This is a genomic window from Rhizobium sp. TRM96647, from assembly GCF_025780115.1.
Classification (GTDB): Bacteria; Pseudomonadota; Alphaproteobacteria; order Rhizobiales; family Rhizobiaceae; genus Mycoplana.
In genome coordinates this window covers 115,092-131,841 of the sequence record NZ_JAOXHF010000008.1, presented here as the reverse complement: position 1 = coordinate 131,841, position 16,750 = coordinate 115,092, and the positions used below count along the sequence as shown (strand labels likewise).

Genomic DNA, 16,750 nt, shown 5'->3' with positions numbered 1-16,750 from the left:
ATGTCGCGTTACCACTCCGCCGAACTCAAGGCCAAGAAATAGGCGCATCGACCGCTCCATGCGACGCACACGCATGGAGCGGTTGCTGCCGGAAGGAAGCATCGTCACATGCGGCTGAAGGTCCTCGGCTCCGCGGCCGGAGGGGGATTTCCCCAGTGGAACTGTAACTATCGGCTGAGCCGCGGCGTTCGCAAGGGCGAGCAGGGCTTCAGGGCGCGAACCCAGTCGAGCCTCGGCGTATCCGCCGACGGCCGGGACTGGATTGTCTTCAACGCATCCCCGGACATTCGCGAGCAGATCGCGGCGACCCGCGAACTGCAGCCGGGCGAAGATGGTCCATTGCGCGCCTCGCCGATCCGGGCCGTCGTCCTGACGAATGCGGATGTCGACCATATCGCCGGGCTCCTGAGCCTGCGCGAGCGGCATCGTTTCGTCATCTATGCGACCGCCCGAGTGCTTCGCGTGCTGGCGGAAAACAGCATCTTCAATGTCCTCGACGGCGAACTGGTCGAGCGCCGCGAACTCGCGCTGAACGTTCCGACGCCGATCCTTGACTGTCACGGCAGGCCGACTTCGATCGTGGTCGAGGCCTTCCCGGTTCCCGGCAAGGTGGCCCTGTTCCTGGAGGACGCCGGCAAGGCGGAGGAGGGGTTCGGCACGCAGGAAGGCGACACGGTGGGGGTCAGCATCCGGCAGGAGGGCCGGGAAGCCGCAGCGCTCTACGTGCCCGGCTGCGCCGCCGTCGATGCCGATCTGAAACAGCGGATTTCTGCCGCGGAGTGCCTGCTTTTCGACGGCACGGTCTATACCGACGACGAGATGCAGACGGCCGGCGTCGGCACCAAGACCGGCCTGCGCATGGGGCACCTGCACATCGCCGGCCCCGACGGCTCCATGGCCCTTTTGGCCGATGTCGCCCCGCGGCGCCGCATCTATGTCCATATCAACAACACCAATCCGATCCTCGATGAGAATTCGCCCGAGGCGGCCGCCGTGCGGGCAGGGGGCTGGGAGATCGGCCATGACGGGATGGAGATCGGCCTATGAGCGATTTTGCGGATGCGGCACGAAACGGCCTGACGCCTGCCGCGCTCGAAGAGGTACTGCGCCAGGTCGGGGCCGAGCGATACCACAACCGGCATCCCTATCATCACCGCATGACGGCGGGCAGCCTGACCCGGGCCGAGCTTCAGGCCTGGGCGCTGAACCGTTATTGCTACCAGGCGATGATTCCGCGCAAGGATGCGACGATCATCGCCCGGGCGGAAGACCCGGAGTTCCGCGTCGAATGGCGCCGCAGGATCGAGGACCATGACGGATCGACCGGCTGGGACGGCGGCATCGCCCGCTGGATCAAGCTGGCGACCGGGCTCGGGCTGGACGAGGAGATGGTGAAGAGCGAACGGCTTGCGCTGCCCGCGACCCGCTTCGCCGTCGGGGCCTACCTGTCCTTCTGTGCCGGCCGCAGCCTGCTGGAGGCGGTCGCCTCGTCGCTGACGGAGCTGTTTTCGCCTGTTATCATCGGCGAGCGCGTGCCGGCCATGCTGGCGAAATACAGCTACGTCACCGAGGACACGCTCGCCTATTTCATGCCGAGGCTGACGCAGGCCCCGCGCGATTCCGATTTCGCGCTCGCCTATGTCCGCAAGCACGCGACCGACCCGGAAAAGCAGCAGGCCGTCATCGATGCCCTCGTGTTCAAGTGCGATATCCTCTGGGCCATGCTCGACGCCCTGGACTACGCCTATGGCGAGGGCGGCCATATCCCGCCCGGCGCCTTCGTGCCGGAGGCGCGATGATGGAGAGCCGCCAGCGCGCGATCGTCTCGGACCAGTCGCGACCGCAGTTGAAACGCTATGCGCGGCTTCAATACGATCCGGTGCGCAGCGCCTGGGCGTTGCTGTCGCCGGAGAAGGTGTTCTGGCCGGATGAGGTCAGCCTTGATATATTGCGGCTATGCGATGGCCGGCATACGGTCCTGCAGATCGTCTCCGAGCTCGCCGGCCAGTATGATGCGGCCCGCGAGGACATCGCGCCCGATGTCGAGGAATTCCTGCAGGAATGGTCCGACAGATTTCTGGTGACGCTATGAGCGACGCACTCCTGCCGCCGATCGGCATGCTGGCCGAACTGACGCATCGCTGTCCCCTGCAATGCGTCTATTGCTCCAATCCGCTCGAGTTGTTGAAGGCCGACAGGGAGCTTTCGACGGACGCCTGGCTCGCGCTTTTCGAGGAAGCGGCCGATCTCGGGGTCCTGCAGATCCATCTGTCCGGGGGGGAGCCGACCCTCAGGCCCGATCTCGAGCAGTTCGTCAGCTGTCTGGCCCGCCGCGGCGTCTATACCAACCTGATCACCGCCGGCGTGGGGATCGCCGAGGGCCGGCTTGAGAGGCTTTGCGATGCCGGCCTCGACCACCTGCAGCTCAGCATCCAGGGCGCCCGCGCGGCGACGACGGAGAAGATCGGCAATCACCGCGGCGCACTGGAAAAGAAGCTCGAAGTCGCCAGGAAGGTCGTGGAACTCGGCCTGCCGCTGACGATCAACGCACCGATCCATCGCCACAACATCGAGGAGGTGCCGGCCTTCATCGACCTCGCGCTCTCCCTCGGCGCGCAGCGTCTGGAGATCGCCAACGTGCAATATGCCGGCTGGGCGCTTCTAAACCGCAACGCCCTCATGCCGGACCGGCAGGCCGTGGAGCGCCAGGTCGCAATCGTCGAGGAGGCGCAGGCGCGGCTGCAGGGCATTCTGGCGATCGACTTCGTCGCGCCCGATTATTTCGCTATCTATCCGAAGCCCTGCATGGGCGGCTGGGCGCGCGACGCCTTCATGGTGGCCCCGGACGGCAAGGTCCTTCCCTGCCATGCGGCGGGAACCATTCCGACCCTGCATTTCGAACGGTTCGGAGAGGCGAGCCTGACGGACATCTGGGTGCATTCGCCGGCCTTCAACGCCTTCCGCGGCGACGACTGGATGCTGGAGCCCTGCCGAAGCTGCGATCGCAAGGAGATCGACTGGGGCGGATGCCGCTGTCAGGCCATGGCGATCGCCGGCAACGCGGCGGCGACGGATCCCGCCTGCATCAAGTCCCCGCTGCACGGCCGGATGGCGGCCCTGATCGGAGAGGCCAACGCCGTCGCCCCGTCCCACGCCGAAGATTTCCGCTACCGCCGCATCGGGCGGACGTAGCCGCGGTGCGCCGTCGGCAATGAGACGCCGGGGCGGCAATAACGACCGATTGGCCGTCGAGGGAAGATGTGGGCCGTCGCCGTTCAGGACGCTTGAAACGACTAGAGCGCGCCAATGGCGCGCTCTAGTGAAAAACTGGCTCCCCGGGCCGGATTCGAACCGGCGACCTGTCGATTAACAGTCGAATGCTCTACCGCTGAGCTACCAGGGATCATCCGCTCGCTGCGGAATGAGCGCGTCATACAAACGCTGAACCGATTTGCCAAGCGCTTTTTTGCAAAAAGACGGTTCTTCCTTGATTGATTGCGGGAGAGGGACCAGATGACAGGCACGGGCATTGGATTTCCAGCCCGAAAGCGTGTCGTGTAAAACTGTGCATCGGCTTTCGACGACGACATGTGCAGAATCAAGGACCGAAGGCACGGCAGCGAATTTGACAGATCGCGACGTGCCTTGAGCCAGCCCCGGGGATTGTGACGAGAATTGATGAAAGCGAAAGAGCCCAAAGGAACCCGTTTCGGCATCGATCACGCCACCCATGAGATCGTCATCGGTTCCTTCCGCCTGAAACTTCCGCAATCGAGGGCTTGGCGCACGACGGTCGGCGTCCTGTTGGTCTTCTTCGGCTGCCTCGGCTTCCTGCCGGTATTGGGCTTCTGGATGATACCGCTCGGCCTCCTCGTCCTGTCGCACGATTCCCCCTTCCTGCGCCGCCAGCGCCGCAGGTTTTCCGTCTGGTGGGCGAGCCGCAAGATGCGCCCAAAGCCGTAGCGCCGCGCGCCCTCTCGATCCGGCCGGTTGCAAGGCCAGCCTCACAACACCCATCGCAGGGTAGTGAAACCGGTCGTTTCCCGGTAGGGTTAGCCTCGGATGGAGGCAATTCGGGAGGAAATCATGAGCGACAGGGCAATGGGCTACCTGATAGCCGCAGAGTTCTCGGCCCTCGTATGGATCGCTTTGGCGATGATGCTTTTGCATCGGTGAGGTCCAAGTCAGAGTGTAACGTTGTGAACGTTCACAATGCCACCTGTGAAATCGAAGCTACGTACACAGCCAGCGTCGTTAAGGCTGAAAAGTGCTGTGCGCGCCGGGGAATTACCTCACTCACTTCGGCCGGACGCCTTTCCAAAGTAAAACCCCAAGATGAGAAGCCATCCGCTTGTTATCCAGTCCGGGACCTCCAGCACTGTAGAAGTGAAGTAGGAGACAATGAACGTGGGGACAATTAGTACAGTCACCACGAGGGCAATTATTCCGGAAACGACATCGCCGTTTGCAAATATGTCGTAGAAACTACGGGCGTGGCGTGCGCCGACGACCTGAATAAGAAATTCGTCGTGGCCATACGCCTCGATTGATCTTTTGGTTACATAGACTCGGTTATTGTAGCTGACGGTCTCCTCACCATTTGCTCCGGGTCCGTCGAAGCTGACCGTATAAAGCATTCCCTCCAAAAATTTCTGCTGAACGGAAGTTATCTGGTAGTTTCGAGCTCCAGGTGTTCGCCGCTTTACTGCATCGACAACCCGTTGCTCAATGTCAGGTGCTTTACGCAAGTCTGCCAACGAAGCCCCCAGCCTTTGTTGCGGATTTGCGCAATGTGCCGTGAATACGAAGGAAATCAAGGGGCTGATTGCAACGGCACGCGGTATGAAACCCAGAGCGTTAGGAAAGGCGCTAGATTCATTGCGCCTAGTTGCAATGATATAAAAGAAAGTGGAGGCCTCGCCCGGAATCGAACCGGGGTGCAAGGATTTGCAGTCCTCTGCGTAACCACTCCGCCACGAGGCCGTCCGTCTGCTTAAAAGCGAGTGGTGCCGGGCGTTTAGAACGAATTGAAAATCGGTGCAAGAGGCATTCGTCGCCGGTGGGCAGTTTTCCTCGTCGCCGGCGTCCCGGCAGGCCGTGTCGCCCGCCGGCCGGCCCCGCCCCGGGGAGGGGCGAAGCCGGCGGTCATGGGGGCATGGCCACATGAGCCGTGATCGCAGCGACCCTGTTAGGCCGAGAGCCTGCGGGCGTATTCGGCGCGCAGCCGGGTCCAGCGGGGCCAGAACGCTTCGGGGGCCTTGCCCGAGACGCGCTCGACGAGGACGTCGAGATGGGTGTGCCATCCCGCACCCACCATTTCCATGGTCGCGCGGTCGGGCAGGCGGCGATGGACGAGCGTCAGCAGGACCTCGCTCCCCCTCGGCTCGAGATCGATCGAAACGTCGCCGCTGCGGCTCCAGGAAAAGGCGATCCTGCGCGGCGGGTCCAGTTCGGTGATCCGGCTCTGCATCCGCATCTCCTCGGAAAAACCCTCCGGCCGCGTGCCGGGCGGGTCGCTGAGGTCGTCGTTGCGCCAGACGAATTCGAATGGCGCACCGACCGTTAGTTCCATGTCGCCCGCCGCCAGCCATTTCCGGCGCATTTCGCTGTCGGTCAGATAGGCCCAGACCCGCTCGATCGGGCCGGGCAGGAGCCTTTGCATCGTCAGCGTGGCAGGCTCGGTCAGGGAGCCATAGGCGTCGAGTGTCAGAACTTCCGTCATCTGTCTTCTCCTTCGTTGGGCTTGCGGTTTTTCTTCGCGTCCTCCTCGCGCAGCAGGCGCTCGAGGACGTCGAGCCGTTCGATCCAGAACCGCTCGTAGAAGCTGAGCCAGGAATGGGCGCTGGCGAGCGGGCCGGGCGCGAGGCGGCAGACATGCGTACGCCCCCGCACCTCGCGGCGGATCAGCCCGGCATGCTCCAGCGCCTTGATGTGCTTCGACGCCGCCGCCAGCGAGATCGAGAAGGGTTCGGCCAGCTGGCCGACCGTCCGTTCGCCGTCCGCCAGTTCGCGCAGCATCTTCCGCCGCGTGGCGTCGCCGAGGGCGTGGAAGACGGTATCGAGTCGGGATGCTTGAAGTTCAACCATGTGGTTGAATATAGACTCGCCCGGATCGATATTCAACCGCTTTGTTGAATGTTCGGGCAGATATTAGGGGCGGCCCCCGGGAGAGGCCGCCCGGGACCGGGCTTCTGCCTGCTGATCGCGATGAATCATGCGTGACCTCGCGGCCGCGGCCGCAAAAGGCGGCCGTCGGTGTGCGCGATGATCCCGCCGCGGAGGTCGGGCGCTGGCCCTAGTAGCTTGCGTTCTGCGTTCCGGTGCGCATGCCGACGATCTCGGCATCCGGTGACGGACCCTGGTATTGCGAATAGGTCGTGTTGTTCGCGGCAGAGGTCGTGCACCCGGTGATCACCAAGAGCGAAAGGAAAAACGCGGTCAAGGATGCTGCATGTCTCATGGCGTCCCTCCTGAAGCATGTCGCGCAAAAGGCGTGGGGCGCGGTCTTGCGATGACGACATGCGCAAAATCAAAGGTCCGAAGCGCGGGAGCGGTCCGGTGGATCGCGTCGCGCTTCTGGCCGCAGGATGCGGCAGATGCAATTTATCTACGGTTTTCAGCTGTTTGCAAGGGGAACCCGACTGCAAAGCCAAAAAGGGTGTCGGCGGGGCGTCCGCCCCGCGGTCTGCACCCCACGGTAGAAGGGTTTTCGCGAAAGCGGCGCCCGTCGGGCGCCGCGCCCAATCCCTAGGCCTCAGCGGGGCGCGCCCTCGAGCCCGACGAGGGCGATCTTGGGATAGCCGGCGGTGCGCAGGAGGTTCATCACGTCCATCACGTCGCCGTAGCCGACTGCCTTGTCGGCCCGCAGCAGGATGCGCGTCTGCTTGTCGCCGCCGGTGATGGTGTCGAGCTCGCTGCCGAAGGTCTCGCGGGCGACGGTTCCGTTGCCGAGCGACAGCGTCAGGTCCTGCTTCAGCGTCACGAACACCGGCTTGTCCTCGCGCGGCGCCGGCCGGGCGACGGAGGAGGGGAGGTCGACATTGATGTCGACGGTCGCAAGCGGAGCGGCCACCATGAAGATGATCAGCAGCACCAGCATCACGTCGATGAACGGCGTGACGTTGATCTCGCTGTTTTCCTCCAGGTCGTCGCCGCCGCCTTCTCTGATCTTGCCTGCCATGGCTCACCCCATCCTGACGCGTGCGGGATCGACGCGGCCCGTGCCGGCCGCCCGATTGGCGGCGAGCCCGGCGCGGCGCACGTCGAGGTCGCGGCTGACGAGCCGTTCGATCGCAGCCGACGTGTCGCTCAGGCCCTGCCGGTAGGCGGTGATGGCGCGGGCGAGGAAGTTGTAGAAGACGACCGCGGGAATGGCGGCAACGAGGCCGATGGCGGTGGCGAGCAGGGCCTCGGCGATGCCGGGTGCCACGATCGCGAGATTGGTGGTCTGCGCCTCGGAGATGCCGATGAAGGAGTTCATGATGCCCCAGACCGTGCCGAATAGGCCGACGAACGGCGCGGTCGAGCCGATCGTGGCGAGAATGCCGGTTCCCTTGGCGATCTGTCGTCCCGCCCGGACCTCGGCGCGCTGCAGGCGCGAGGCGACGCGCTCCTTCACGCCCGAATCGGAGACGTAGTCGAGAACGGCGTCCGAACTGTTCATCTCCTGCCGCGCCGCATGCACCATGCGGGCGGGCACGCTGCGGCGGCCGGCGAAGATCTCCTCCGCCGCGGCAAGGCCCTGCGCGTCCGTCAGGCTGCGCACCGCGCGGTGCACCGAGCGCTGCACCGCGCCGAGTTCAATGAGCTTGGCGATCAGCACCGTCCAGGTAACGAAGGAGGCGAAGGCGAGACCGACCATCACGCCCTTCACCACCAGGTCGGCAGCCATGAACATGCCCCAGGGCGAAAGATCGTGCGGCAGGCCGGCCTGACGTTCCCCGCCCGCTTCCACCTGCACCGCCTCGTCGCCGGGCAGGGTGGCATCGTCGGTTGCGTCAGCGGGTGCGGCCTGGATCTCGGCGGAAGGTGCGGTCCCGGATGCCGGCGCACCGGTCGAAGGGGCCGCATCCGTGGGGGCACCCGCCTGCGGGGGCGTGCCGTCCTGCCCCGTCGCAGGAGCCGTCTCGCCGGTGGCCGGCGCGGGCTCGGAAGCGGCGGTCGGCCGCCCCTGCGTCTGCGTCGTTGCGGCCGGTGCGGCATTCTCCTGGGCATGCGCGGGAATGATGGCTGCGGAAATGGAAAGTGTAAGGCCGATTGCGGCGAAAGCCGCGGCCATTCGGGGCCGTGTCAGCAAAGTCCGGATCCTCTGGTCGTTGCGCCAAGGGAGCAAGGCGCAAGCCTGCGCCGCACTCCGGTTGTGCTTAATCATGAGCGTCCCATACAACAATTTTGCGCGCGGGGGCAACGTTATCATGACTGCCTTTGTCATGATATTTGCGGGGGACGCTCCGCAGCCGCTTCACTTTTTTGCGCCCTGCGGGCCGTTCGAGATATGGACACCCGTGCCGAAAGGGCATTAAGACACAGCTGGATTTTTCCGCCGCCGGGCCCCGCCGCCAGATCAGGACTGGACCGGGGCGGCCACGAGGCTCCGGCAGGCAGCAATCAGGACGGCAATGATGGACTACACCGCAGCGCGCATCAAAATGGTCGACAACCAGATCCGGACGACGGACGTGACTTCGCATTCGGTTCTCGAGGCGTTCCTGACCGTTCCCCGCGAGGCCTTCGTTCCTGCCCAGCTGAAGCCGCTGGCCTATATCGACAACGACATCGAGGTCGCGCCCGGGCGCTACCTGATGGAGCCGTCGCCGCTGGCCAAGCTGATCCAGCTCGCGGTGATCACCAGGGAAGACGTCGTCCTCGAGGTCGGCTGCAACACCGGCTATGCCTCGGCGGTCCTGTCGAAGCTCGCAGGCTCGGTGGTTGCCCTGGAGGTCGACGAGGCGCTCGCGGCCACGGCCGGCGAAACGCTCGCCGAACTCGGCTACGACAACGTCGCCGTCGTTACCGGCGAACTGGAAAAGGGCTACGCCGCCGAGGCACCCTACGACGCCATCTTCGTCCACGGCGCCGTCGAAGTCGTTCCGGAAGCCTTCTTCGCCCAGTTGCGCGACGGCGGTCGCCTCGTCGTCGTCGAGGGCTACGGCAACGCCTCGCAGGCCCGCCTCTACATCAAGGAACGCGGCATCGCCTCCGAGCGCAGCGTCTTCAACACCGCCGTGAAGCCGCTGCCGGGCTTCCGCCGGGCCGCCGAGTTCGTGTTCTGATTAACCTTTTAGTAAAATCCGAGTCGATTTCGACCGGGTTTTATGCGCAAGATCGCATATGCGGCGAGTCCGCCGCATCGGGATCGCAACGCGGGGGCGGGGCGATTGCAACACATCGGAGACCGGAGGGCGGTTTCGGATGGAGGGTGGGAAACCATGATGCTTCGGCAGCAATGCTGACGACGGGGAATATCCACAAGTCGGCGCATGGCGCGGAATACGGCGGCGAAAATCCGCCGCATTCGCAGGAAACATGCGGCGCAGCGCGCGCAGAGACGGCGCTGTCCCGCCGAGGGGGTCGGTCCACCGGTCCAGTCTGGAGTTCATAGGTGTCCATCTTGCGAAAGTCCGCGCTCGCCGCGGTGCTCGTTCCCGCCCTTCTGGCAACGACGCTGCCGGTGTCCGCAGAGACCGTGGCCGGCGCTATGGCCAAGGCCTACGCCAACAATCCCGACCTGAACGCCGCCCGCGCGGCACTCCGCGCCATCGACGAGAACGTCACGATCGCCAAGGCGGCGATGCGCCCGCAGATCAACGGCGTGGCGGAAGCGAACGCGACGCGGCGGATCTACGACAAGCCGATCTCGTCGGGCCTGTTCGGGCCGGAGATCAAGAGAACCGACACCTTCACCTCCGCCTTCGGCATCTCCGTCAGCCAGCAGATCTTCGACGGCTTCCAGACGCTGAACAATGTCCGCTCCGCCGAGGCCAACGTGCTCGCCAACCGCGAGGCGCTGCGGGCCCAGGAGATCAGCATCCTGCTGGCCGCCGTCGAGGCCTACGCGAACATCGCCCGCGACCAGGCCATCGTCGGTATCCGCAAGCAGAACCTCGCCTTCCTGCGCGAGCAGTTGAATGCGTCGCGGGCGCGGCTGGAGGTGGGCGAGGGCACGCAGACCGACGTCAGCCTGTCCGAATCGCAGCTTGCCGAGGCGCAGGCGCTGCTGGTGTCCGCCGAGGCGCAGCTGAAGACGAGCGAGGCGGTCTATTACCAGATCGTCGGCGACGTGCCGAAGAACATCAAGCAGCCGGGCCCGGCGACGCGGGGAATTCCGCCGACGCTGGACCAGGCGGTCGCTATCGGCATGCGCGAGCATCCGACGATCCTGTCGGCCGAGCGCAGCGTCGATGCCGCCGGCTACAACGTCAAGGCGGCCGAAGGCACCATGCTTCCCGGCGTCTCGATCCAGGGCGACGTCTACAAGTCGGTCAACGGCAGCGGCAGCACCAACGACAACGTCGAAGGCAGCATCTCCGCCCGCGTCACCGTGCCGATCTACCAGGGCGGCGCCGAATACGGCCAGATCCGCCAGGCGAAGGAGCGGCTCGGCCAGCAGCGTATCCTGGTCGATTCGGCCAGGCTGGAGATCCAGCAGACGATCATCTCCGCTCATACCCAGCTGGAAGCCGCCCGCGCGGCGATCCAGGCGAACCTCGCCGAGATCGAGGCCGCCGACATGGCGCTCAAGGGCGTCATCGAGGAACGCAACGTCGGCCAGCGCACCACGCTCGACGTGCTGATCGCCCAGCAGACCGTTCTCGACGCGCAGGAAAGCCTCGTCCTTTCCCGCCGGGTCGAAGTCGTCGCCAGCTATTCGCTGCTGGCCTCGATCGCCCGCCTCACGGTCCGCGGCCAAAACCTGAAGGTCGCCGAATACCGTTCCGAGGAGCACTACGAGGCGGTCAAGGACAAGTGGTTCGGCCTGCGCACCGTCGACGGCCGCTGAGCCTGCCCCGGCGGCTACACTATTGCCCGCCATTGGCATCGCCCATAAATCTGTGCATCACTGTTGAGAGTTGATTCGCGACGATTTTTTTGCCCTCGCGAGTGACCTATGGTCTTGCTCATCCGCACCGCCCGCACGCCGCCGAGGCGTGCCCGGAAGGTCGGGCGGGGCAATGAACGGGGATGAAAATGGCTCAGCCGAACGTAGCGCGCGAACCGTCGATGGACGAGATACTGGCGTCGATCCGACGGATCATCGAAAGCAACGAGCCGCCCGTCGGCGGGCCGGCCGCTTTCGCCCCGATCGCGTCCGAGGACGATGCCGCAAGCGATGACGACGGCTTCGGCGCGGAGGTGATCGTCGCCGATCTTTCCGCCGATCGCCCGCCGTTCGATCGTTCCCCCTTCGACCGTTCGCCGTTCGAGCGCTCGCCCGTCGAAGCGCCGGTGCAGGCCGTTCCGGTGCAGCCGCCGGCAATCGAGCCGGAAACGCGCGCCGCCCAGCCGGCCATGTCGCTCGCCGATGTCGCAGCCCGGGTGCGGGCCGCCTCGGAGCGCAATGGCATGCTCCTGCGCGAGCAGGCCGCCCGTCCGGTGTCCGAGGCCGAACCGGAGACGGCACAGGCGGAGAACTTGTTCGCGGCATCGCCTGTCGCGGCCGAGGACGCCGGCGAGCCCCTTCCGTCGCCGCTGCCGTTCGCCGAGCCTGCATCCGTTTCGTCGGCCGACGCGTCCTCGCGCGGTTCGCTGATCTCGCCCGACATCGGCGCCAAGGTCGCCCATTCCTTCGGCGCGCTTGCCGAGGCGGTCGAGGCCGGTCCGCGCCGCTCCTTCGACGAGATTGCCGAGGACATGCTGCGGCCGATGCTGCAGGAATGGCTGGACGACAACCTGCCGACGCTGGTCGAGCGCCTCGTGCGCGAGGAGATCGAGCGCGTGGCGCGCGGACCGCGCCGTTAAATCGACCTGTTTCTCTGCTGCGATGGGCCGCGCCGGAACGGGCGCGGCTTTTCTTTTGCGGATGTTGACTTCAATCTAGGCATCCGGTTTAGAACCGGTGACCGAAACTGTTGGGTATGGCCAGTAAGATGCTTGAGAAAACCTATGATTCCGCGGCCGTAGAACCGAGAATTGCCAAGATCTGGGAAGAGGCGGACGCGTTTCGCGCCGGCGCCGGCGCAAAGCCGGGCGCCGAGACCTTCTCGATCGTGATCCCGCCGCCGAACGTGACCGGCTCGCTGCACATGGGGCACGCGCTCAACAACACGCTGCAGGACATCATGGTCCGCTTCGAGCGCATGCGCGGCAAGGACGTTCTCTGGCAGCCGGGCATGGACCATGCCGGCATCGCCACCCAGATGGTCGTCGAGCGCAAGCTGATGGAGCAACAGCAGCATCGGCGCGAGATGGGCCGCGACGCCTTCGTCGAGAAGGTCTGGGAATGGAAAGCCGAATCCGGCGGCCTGATCTTCAATCAGCTGCGCCGCCTCGGCGCGTCGGCCGACTGGTCGCGCGAGCGCTTCACCATGGACGAGGGCCTCTCGGAGGCCGTTCTCGAAGTCTTCGTAAGCCTTTACAAGGAAGGGCTCATCTACAAGGACATGCGCCTTGTGAACTGGGACCCGAAGCTTTTGACCGCGATTTCCGATCTGGAGGTCGAGCAGGTCGAGGTCAACGGCCATCTCTGGCACCTGCGCTATCCGCTGGAACCGGGCGTCACCTATCAGCACCCGATCGCCTTCGACGATGACGGCAAGGCGACGGAGTGGGAGACGCGCGACTATCTCGTCGTCGCCACCACCCGTCCGGAGACCATGCTGGGCGATACCGGTGTCGCCGTCCACCCGGACGATGAGCGCTACAAGGCGATCGTCGGCAAGCACGTCATCCTGCCGATCGTCGGCCGCAAGATCCCTGTTGTCGCCGACGAGTACCCGGACCCGACCGCCGGCACCGGCGCGGTCAAGATGACGCCGGCGCACGACTTCAACGATTTCGAGGTCGGCAAGCGCCGGGGGCTGCGCGCCGTCAACATCCTTACCGTCGAGGGCCGCATCACGCTGAAGGAGAACGAGGACTTCCTCGAAGGCCTCGATCATCCCGCCGCCCTGCACGGCGCCTGGGACCAGCTCGAGGGCAAGGACCGCTTCGAGGCGCGCAAGATCGTCGTCGAGATCATGGAGGAGGCAGGCCTCGTCGACCGGATCGAGCCGCACAAGCACACCGTCCCCCACGGCGACCGCGGCGGCGTGCCGATCGAGCCGCGCCTGACCGAGCAGTGGTACGTCGACGCCAAGACGCTGGCGAAACCGGCGATCGCGTCCGTCCGCGAAGGCCGCACCAACTTCGTCCCGAAGAACTGGGAGAAGACCTATTTCGAATGGATGGAGAACATCCAGCCCTGGTGCGTCTCCCGCCAACTCTGGTGGGGCCACCAGATCCCGGCCTGGTACGGCCCGGACGGCCAGGTCTTCGTCGAGAAGACCGAGGAGGAGGCGCTGCACGCCGCCATCCAGCACTACATCTCCCACGAAGGCCCGTGGAAGGCCTGGGTGGAGGAGAAGCTGGAGAACTTCGAGCCCGGCGAGATCCTCACCCGCGACGAGGACGTGCTCGACACCTGGTTCTCGTCTGCGCTCTGGCCGTTCTCGACGCTCGGCTGGCCGAAGGAGACGCCGGAACTCGACCGTTACTACCAGACCGACGTGCTGGTGACCGGCTTCGACATCATCTTCTTCTGGGTCGCCCGGATGATGATGATGGGCCTGCACTTCATGAAGGACGACCTCGGCAATCCGATCGAGCCGTTCCACACCGTCTATGTCCATGCGCTGGTGCGCGACAAGAACGGTCAGAAGATGTCGAAGTCGAAGGGCAACGTCATCGACCCGCTCGACCTGATCGACGAGTACGGCGCCGACGCGCTGCGCTTCACCCTCGCCATCATGGCGGCGCAGGGCCGTGACGTGAAGCTCGATCCCGCGCGCGTCGCCGGCTATCGCAACTTCGGCACCAAGCTCTGGAACGCCACGCGCTTTGCCGAGATGAACGGCGTCAGGCTCGATCCGCAGTTCGTGCCGGAAGCCGCGTCGCTGACGATCAACCGCTGGATTCTGACCGAGCTCGCCCGCGCCGCGCGCGACGTCACCGAGGCGATCGAGACCTACCGCTTCAACGATGCGGCCGGCGCGCTCTACCGCTTTGTCTGGAACCAGGTCTGCGACTGGTACCTGGAGCTCCTGAAGCCGGTGTTCAACGGCGAGGACGAGGGCGCCAAGGCCGAATCGCGGGCCTGCGCGGCCTATGTGCTGGAGGAGACCTACAAGCTCCTGCATCCCTTCATGCCCTTCATGACCGAGGAGCTGTGGGCGCATACGGCGGCCGAAGGCAAGGAGCGGCAGGGGCTGATCTGCCATGCCGAATGGCCGACGCCCGCCTATGCCGACGAGGCCGCCGCCGACGAGACCAACTGGCTGGTCGATCTCGTCTCCGGCATCCGTTCGGTGCGCTCCGAGATGAACGTGCCGCCCGCAGCCGTCGCCCCGCTCGTCATCGTCGGGGCCAATGCGCAGACGCGCACAAGGCTGGAGCGCCACGAGGCGGCCATTCGCAGGCTCGCCCGCGTGGACGAGATCGTGCTGGCCGACGAGGCGCCGAAGGGCTCGGCGCAGATCGTGGTCGGCGAGGCCACCGCCTGCCTGCCGCTCGGCACGCTCATCGACCTCAAGGCCGAGGCCGCGCGGCTGGAAAAGGCGATCGCCAAGGCGAACGGCGAAGCCGACCGCATCCGCGGCAAGCTCGCCAACGAGAAGTTCGTCGCCAACGCCAAGCCGGACGTCGTCGAGGCGGAGCGGGAGCGGCTGGCGGAACTCGACCAGCAATTGTCGAGCCTCGGCATTGCGCTTGCCCGCGTCGTCGAGGCCGGCTGAGTCGGTTTCGAACGTCCGTTTCAACAAGGCTCCAGGCCGCGCCGCACCCCAGCGGCGCGGTTTTCGTTTGTGCGCGGACCAATTCGCCCAATGTGTTTGAAAAGTGACACACCGTCACTTCACTGGAAAACGATACTCTAAAATTTAAGGGTTTTCGGCTATTCGGGAAAAATTGATCTAACTCCGCCGGATTTTTCGCAGGACGGAGGCGAACTTACGTAATTCAGGCAACCGCATGTCACCGACGATGCCGCGAACTGGCGTTTGCAAAGCTTTCGCGGCTCTTTGATACTCTTGGCGATCGCGGCGGATCCACGAAAACGGGGCAGCCGCGGAGAATACCTGGGGGGATTGATGAGAAGAATGACATTGACGTCGGGGATCGCGGGACTTGCGGCGCTCGCCGTTTCCACCTCGGCGCTGGCCGGCGGCCTCGAGCGGCACGGCTACGACGTGGACCTCCTGTTCGAGAGCTCGCCGTTCTTCTTCGACGGATCGGTGACCTATGTCATGCCGAACCGGAAGATCAAGAATGCGCGTGACCACAGCGTTCCGGCGGATGATCCGACCAACCTGAACAATCTCGGTTACTCGACGACAGCAGACGAATACGAGAACTACGCCGATCCCTATGTCGGCGGAAAGGCTGCGATCGGCGATTCCATCGACTGCATGGTGGATTACTCCGAGCCCTGGGGCGCGAGTTCCAATCCCGGCCAGAACTGGGCGGGCGCCAAGGACATGACCGAGATCGATGTCTACAGCCGCAACTACGGCGGCACCTGCTCCTACAAGTTCGATGCAGGCCCGGGCCAGTTCCGCATCATCGGCGGCGGCTTCTACCAGGAGATCGGCGGCCACAAGGAGGCGGTGGTCTTCTCCCCCGACATCCTGCCCGGCATGGGCGCGCTCATCGGTCAGGATTTTTCCAACTACAGCGGCCTCGGCCGCCTCGAAGGCATGAAGGACAGCAGCGGCGGCTGGCGGATCGGCATCGGCTACGAGATCCCCGAATACGCCATGCGCGCGAGCCTCGTCTACAACAGCCGCGTGAAATACGACAGCATCGACGGCACGCTGGACCTGGCCGGGGTGCCGGCCGCCGCCGCCCTGCTCGAGCTCGATCCGATGAGGCAGGCGCTCTATTCGCGCATCTTCGGCAACAGCACGCCCGTCACCGGCTCGGCGACGCTGCCGGATTCGCTCGAACTGAAGCTCCAGTCGGGGATCGCGCCCGACTGGCTGGCCTTCGGTTCGATCAAGTGGACCAACTGGAGCCTGCTGCAGAGCGTACAATTCACCTGCAACGGCAGCGCCGCCTTCTGCGGCACCGCCAACGGCGTCCCGCTCACTTCGCTTGATCTCTACTACCGCGACGGCTGGACGGTCACCGGCGGTGTCGGCCACAAGTTCAACGAGCAGTGGAGCGGCGGCGTCAGCCTGACCTGGGATCGCGGCACCAGCACCGTCACCGGCTCGCAGTCCGACAGCTGGACCGTCGGCCTCGGCGCGGCCTATGCGCCGACCGAGAACGTCGAGCTCCGCCTCGCCGGCGCGCTCGGTGTCCTGACGAGCGGGGAGTCGAACCCGATCAACATGACGACCACGAGCTACGAATACGGAACCGACTTCGTCTCGGCGCTCTCGGGTGAGTTCAAAGTTAAATTCTGATTGACCTTATGCGAATTGATGAAGGCCCGGGCCATACCCGGGCCTTTTTTGTCGTCAATAGTGGCTCAAAGCTGAATTTCCCCTTGGGGATATGGTTGACGAGAACTCTTCTCCTTCGGCGCATGTGCCGAATTGGCAACACATTCTTTGCG

General features: G+C 64.9%; 16 protein-coding genes and 2 tRNA genes. 10 read left to right on the top strand and 8 right to left on the bottom strand.

Annotation, left to right across the window (positions count from 1 at the left end; all coding sequences use genetic code 11):
• Positions 1-108: 108 nt before the first annotated feature.
• Genes pqqB through pqqE form a run of 4 tightly spaced genes read left to right on the top strand, consistent with a single transcriptional unit; the run spans position 109 to position 3,192 of the window.
• On the top strand, positions 109-1,047 hold the full coding sequence (pqqB, locus tag OCK02_RS16295; RefSeq protein ID WP_263813971.1) for a pyrroloquinoline quinone biosynthesis protein PqqB: 939 nt from the start codon (positions 109-111) through the stop codon (positions 1,045-1,047).
• On the top strand, positions 1,044-1,799 hold the full coding sequence (gene pqqC / locus OCK02_RS16290) for a pyrroloquinoline-quinone synthase PqqC (RefSeq protein ID WP_263813970.1): 756 nt from the start codon (positions 1,044-1,046) through the stop codon (positions 1,797-1,799). The genes pqqB and pqqC overlap by 4 nt, the downstream gene beginning before the upstream one ends.
• Positions 1,796-2,092 carry a pyrroloquinoline quinone biosynthesis peptide chaperone PqqD gene (pqqD, locus tag OCK02_RS16285; RefSeq protein WP_230804229.1) on the top strand — a complete coding sequence of 99 codons (297 nt, stop codon included), beginning with the start codon at positions 1,796-1,798 and terminating at the stop codon, positions 2,090-2,092. The genes pqqC and pqqD overlap by 4 nt, the downstream gene beginning before the upstream one ends.
• Positions 2,089-3,192, top strand: a complete 1,104-nt coding sequence (gene pqqE, locus OCK02_RS16280; protein WP_263813969.1) for a pyrroloquinoline quinone biosynthesis protein PqqE — start codon at positions 2,089-2,091, stop codon at positions 3,190-3,192. Before pqqD ends, pqqE begins: the two co-directional genes overlap by 4 nt.
• A gap of 136 nt (positions 3,193-3,328) precedes the next feature.
• Here pqqE and OCK02_RS16275 read toward each other — a convergent pair.
• Positions 3,329-3,403, bottom strand: a tRNA-Asn gene (locus OCK02_RS16275).
• Between the two features lie 275 nt (positions 3,404-3,678).
• On the opposite strand from OCK02_RS16275, the gene OCK02_RS16270 reads away from it, so the two are divergent.
• Complete coding sequence (locus OCK02_RS16270) at positions 3,679-3,963, top strand: hypothetical protein (protein ID WP_230804233.1); 285 nt, start codon at positions 3,679-3,681, stop codon at positions 3,961-3,963.
• Between the two features lie 329 nt (positions 3,964-4,292).
• Here OCK02_RS16270 and OCK02_RS16265 read toward each other — a convergent pair whose 3' ends face one another.
• The 7 genes from OCK02_RS16265 to exbB all read right to left on the bottom strand — a co-directional run bounded on the left by OCK02_RS16265 (position 4,293) and on the right by exbB (position 8,278).
• Complete coding sequence (locus OCK02_RS16265; RefSeq protein ID WP_263813968.1) at positions 4,293-4,637, bottom strand: hypothetical protein; 345 nt, start codon at positions 4,635-4,637, stop codon at positions 4,293-4,295.
• A gap of 272 nt (positions 4,638-4,909) precedes the next feature.
• Positions 4,910-4,983 (bottom strand) — tRNA-Cys (locus OCK02_RS16260).
• A gap of 205 nt (positions 4,984-5,188) precedes the next feature.
• Positions 5,189-5,722, bottom strand: coding sequence for an SRPBCC family protein (locus tag OCK02_RS16255; RefSeq protein ID WP_263813967.1), 534 nt, complete (start codon positions 5,720-5,722; stop codon positions 5,189-5,191).
• A complete protein-coding gene (locus OCK02_RS16250) occupies positions 5,719-6,087 on the bottom strand; it encodes an ArsR/SmtB family transcription factor (RefSeq protein WP_263814076.1) in 369 nt (122 codons plus the stop codon). The genes OCK02_RS16255 and OCK02_RS16250 overlap by 4 nt, the downstream gene beginning before the upstream one ends.
• Before the next feature lie 208 nt (positions 6,088-6,295).
• On the bottom strand, positions 6,296-6,460 hold the full coding sequence (locus OCK02_RS16245; RefSeq protein ID WP_230804247.1) for a hypothetical protein: 165 nt from the start codon (positions 6,458-6,460) through the stop codon (positions 6,296-6,298).
• A 294-nt stretch (positions 6,461-6,754) separates the two neighbouring features.
• Positions 6,755-7,180, bottom strand: a complete 426-nt coding sequence (gene exbD, locus OCK02_RS16240) for a TonB system transport protein ExbD (protein ID WP_263813966.1) — start codon at positions 7,178-7,180, stop codon at positions 6,755-6,757.
• A 3-nt stretch (positions 7,181-7,183) separates the two neighbouring features.
• Positions 7,184-8,278 (bottom strand): tonB-system energizer ExbB, encoded by a 1,095-nt coding sequence (gene exbB, locus OCK02_RS16235; protein WP_263813965.1) that lies wholly within the window; start codon positions 8,276-8,278, stop codon positions 7,184-7,186.
• A gap of 343 nt (positions 8,279-8,621) precedes the next feature.
• Here exbB and OCK02_RS16230 point away from each other — a divergent pair, with 343 nt between their 5' ends.
• From OCK02_RS16230 to OCK02_RS16210, 5 genes are all read left to right on the top strand, one after another.
• Positions 8,622-9,272 (top strand): protein-L-isoaspartate O-methyltransferase family protein, encoded by a 651-nt coding sequence (locus tag OCK02_RS16230; protein WP_263813964.1) that lies wholly within the window; start codon positions 8,622-8,624, stop codon positions 9,270-9,272.
• 329 nt (positions 9,273-9,601) lie between these two features.
• Positions 9,602-10,999, top strand: a complete 1,398-nt coding sequence (locus OCK02_RS16225; protein WP_263813963.1) for a TolC family outer membrane protein — start codon at positions 9,602-9,604, stop codon at positions 10,997-10,999.
• Between the two features lie 188 nt (positions 11,000-11,187).
• On the top strand, positions 11,188-11,958 hold the full coding sequence (locus OCK02_RS16220; RefSeq protein ID WP_263813962.1) for a PopZ family protein: 771 nt from the start codon (positions 11,188-11,190) through the stop codon (positions 11,956-11,958).
• 128 nt (positions 11,959-12,086) lie between these two features.
• Positions 12,087-14,927 carry a valine--tRNA ligase gene (locus OCK02_RS16215; RefSeq protein WP_263813961.1) on the top strand — a complete coding sequence of 947 codons (2,841 nt, stop codon included), beginning with the start codon at positions 12,087-12,089 and terminating at the stop codon, positions 14,925-14,927.
• Between the two features lie 354 nt (positions 14,928-15,281).
• Positions 15,282-16,598: an OmpP1/FadL family transporter gene (locus OCK02_RS16210; RefSeq protein WP_263813960.1), complete on the top strand. Its 1,317-nt coding sequence runs from the start codon at positions 15,282-15,284 to the stop codon at positions 16,596-16,598.
• Positions 16,599-16,750 lie beyond the last annotated feature (152 nt).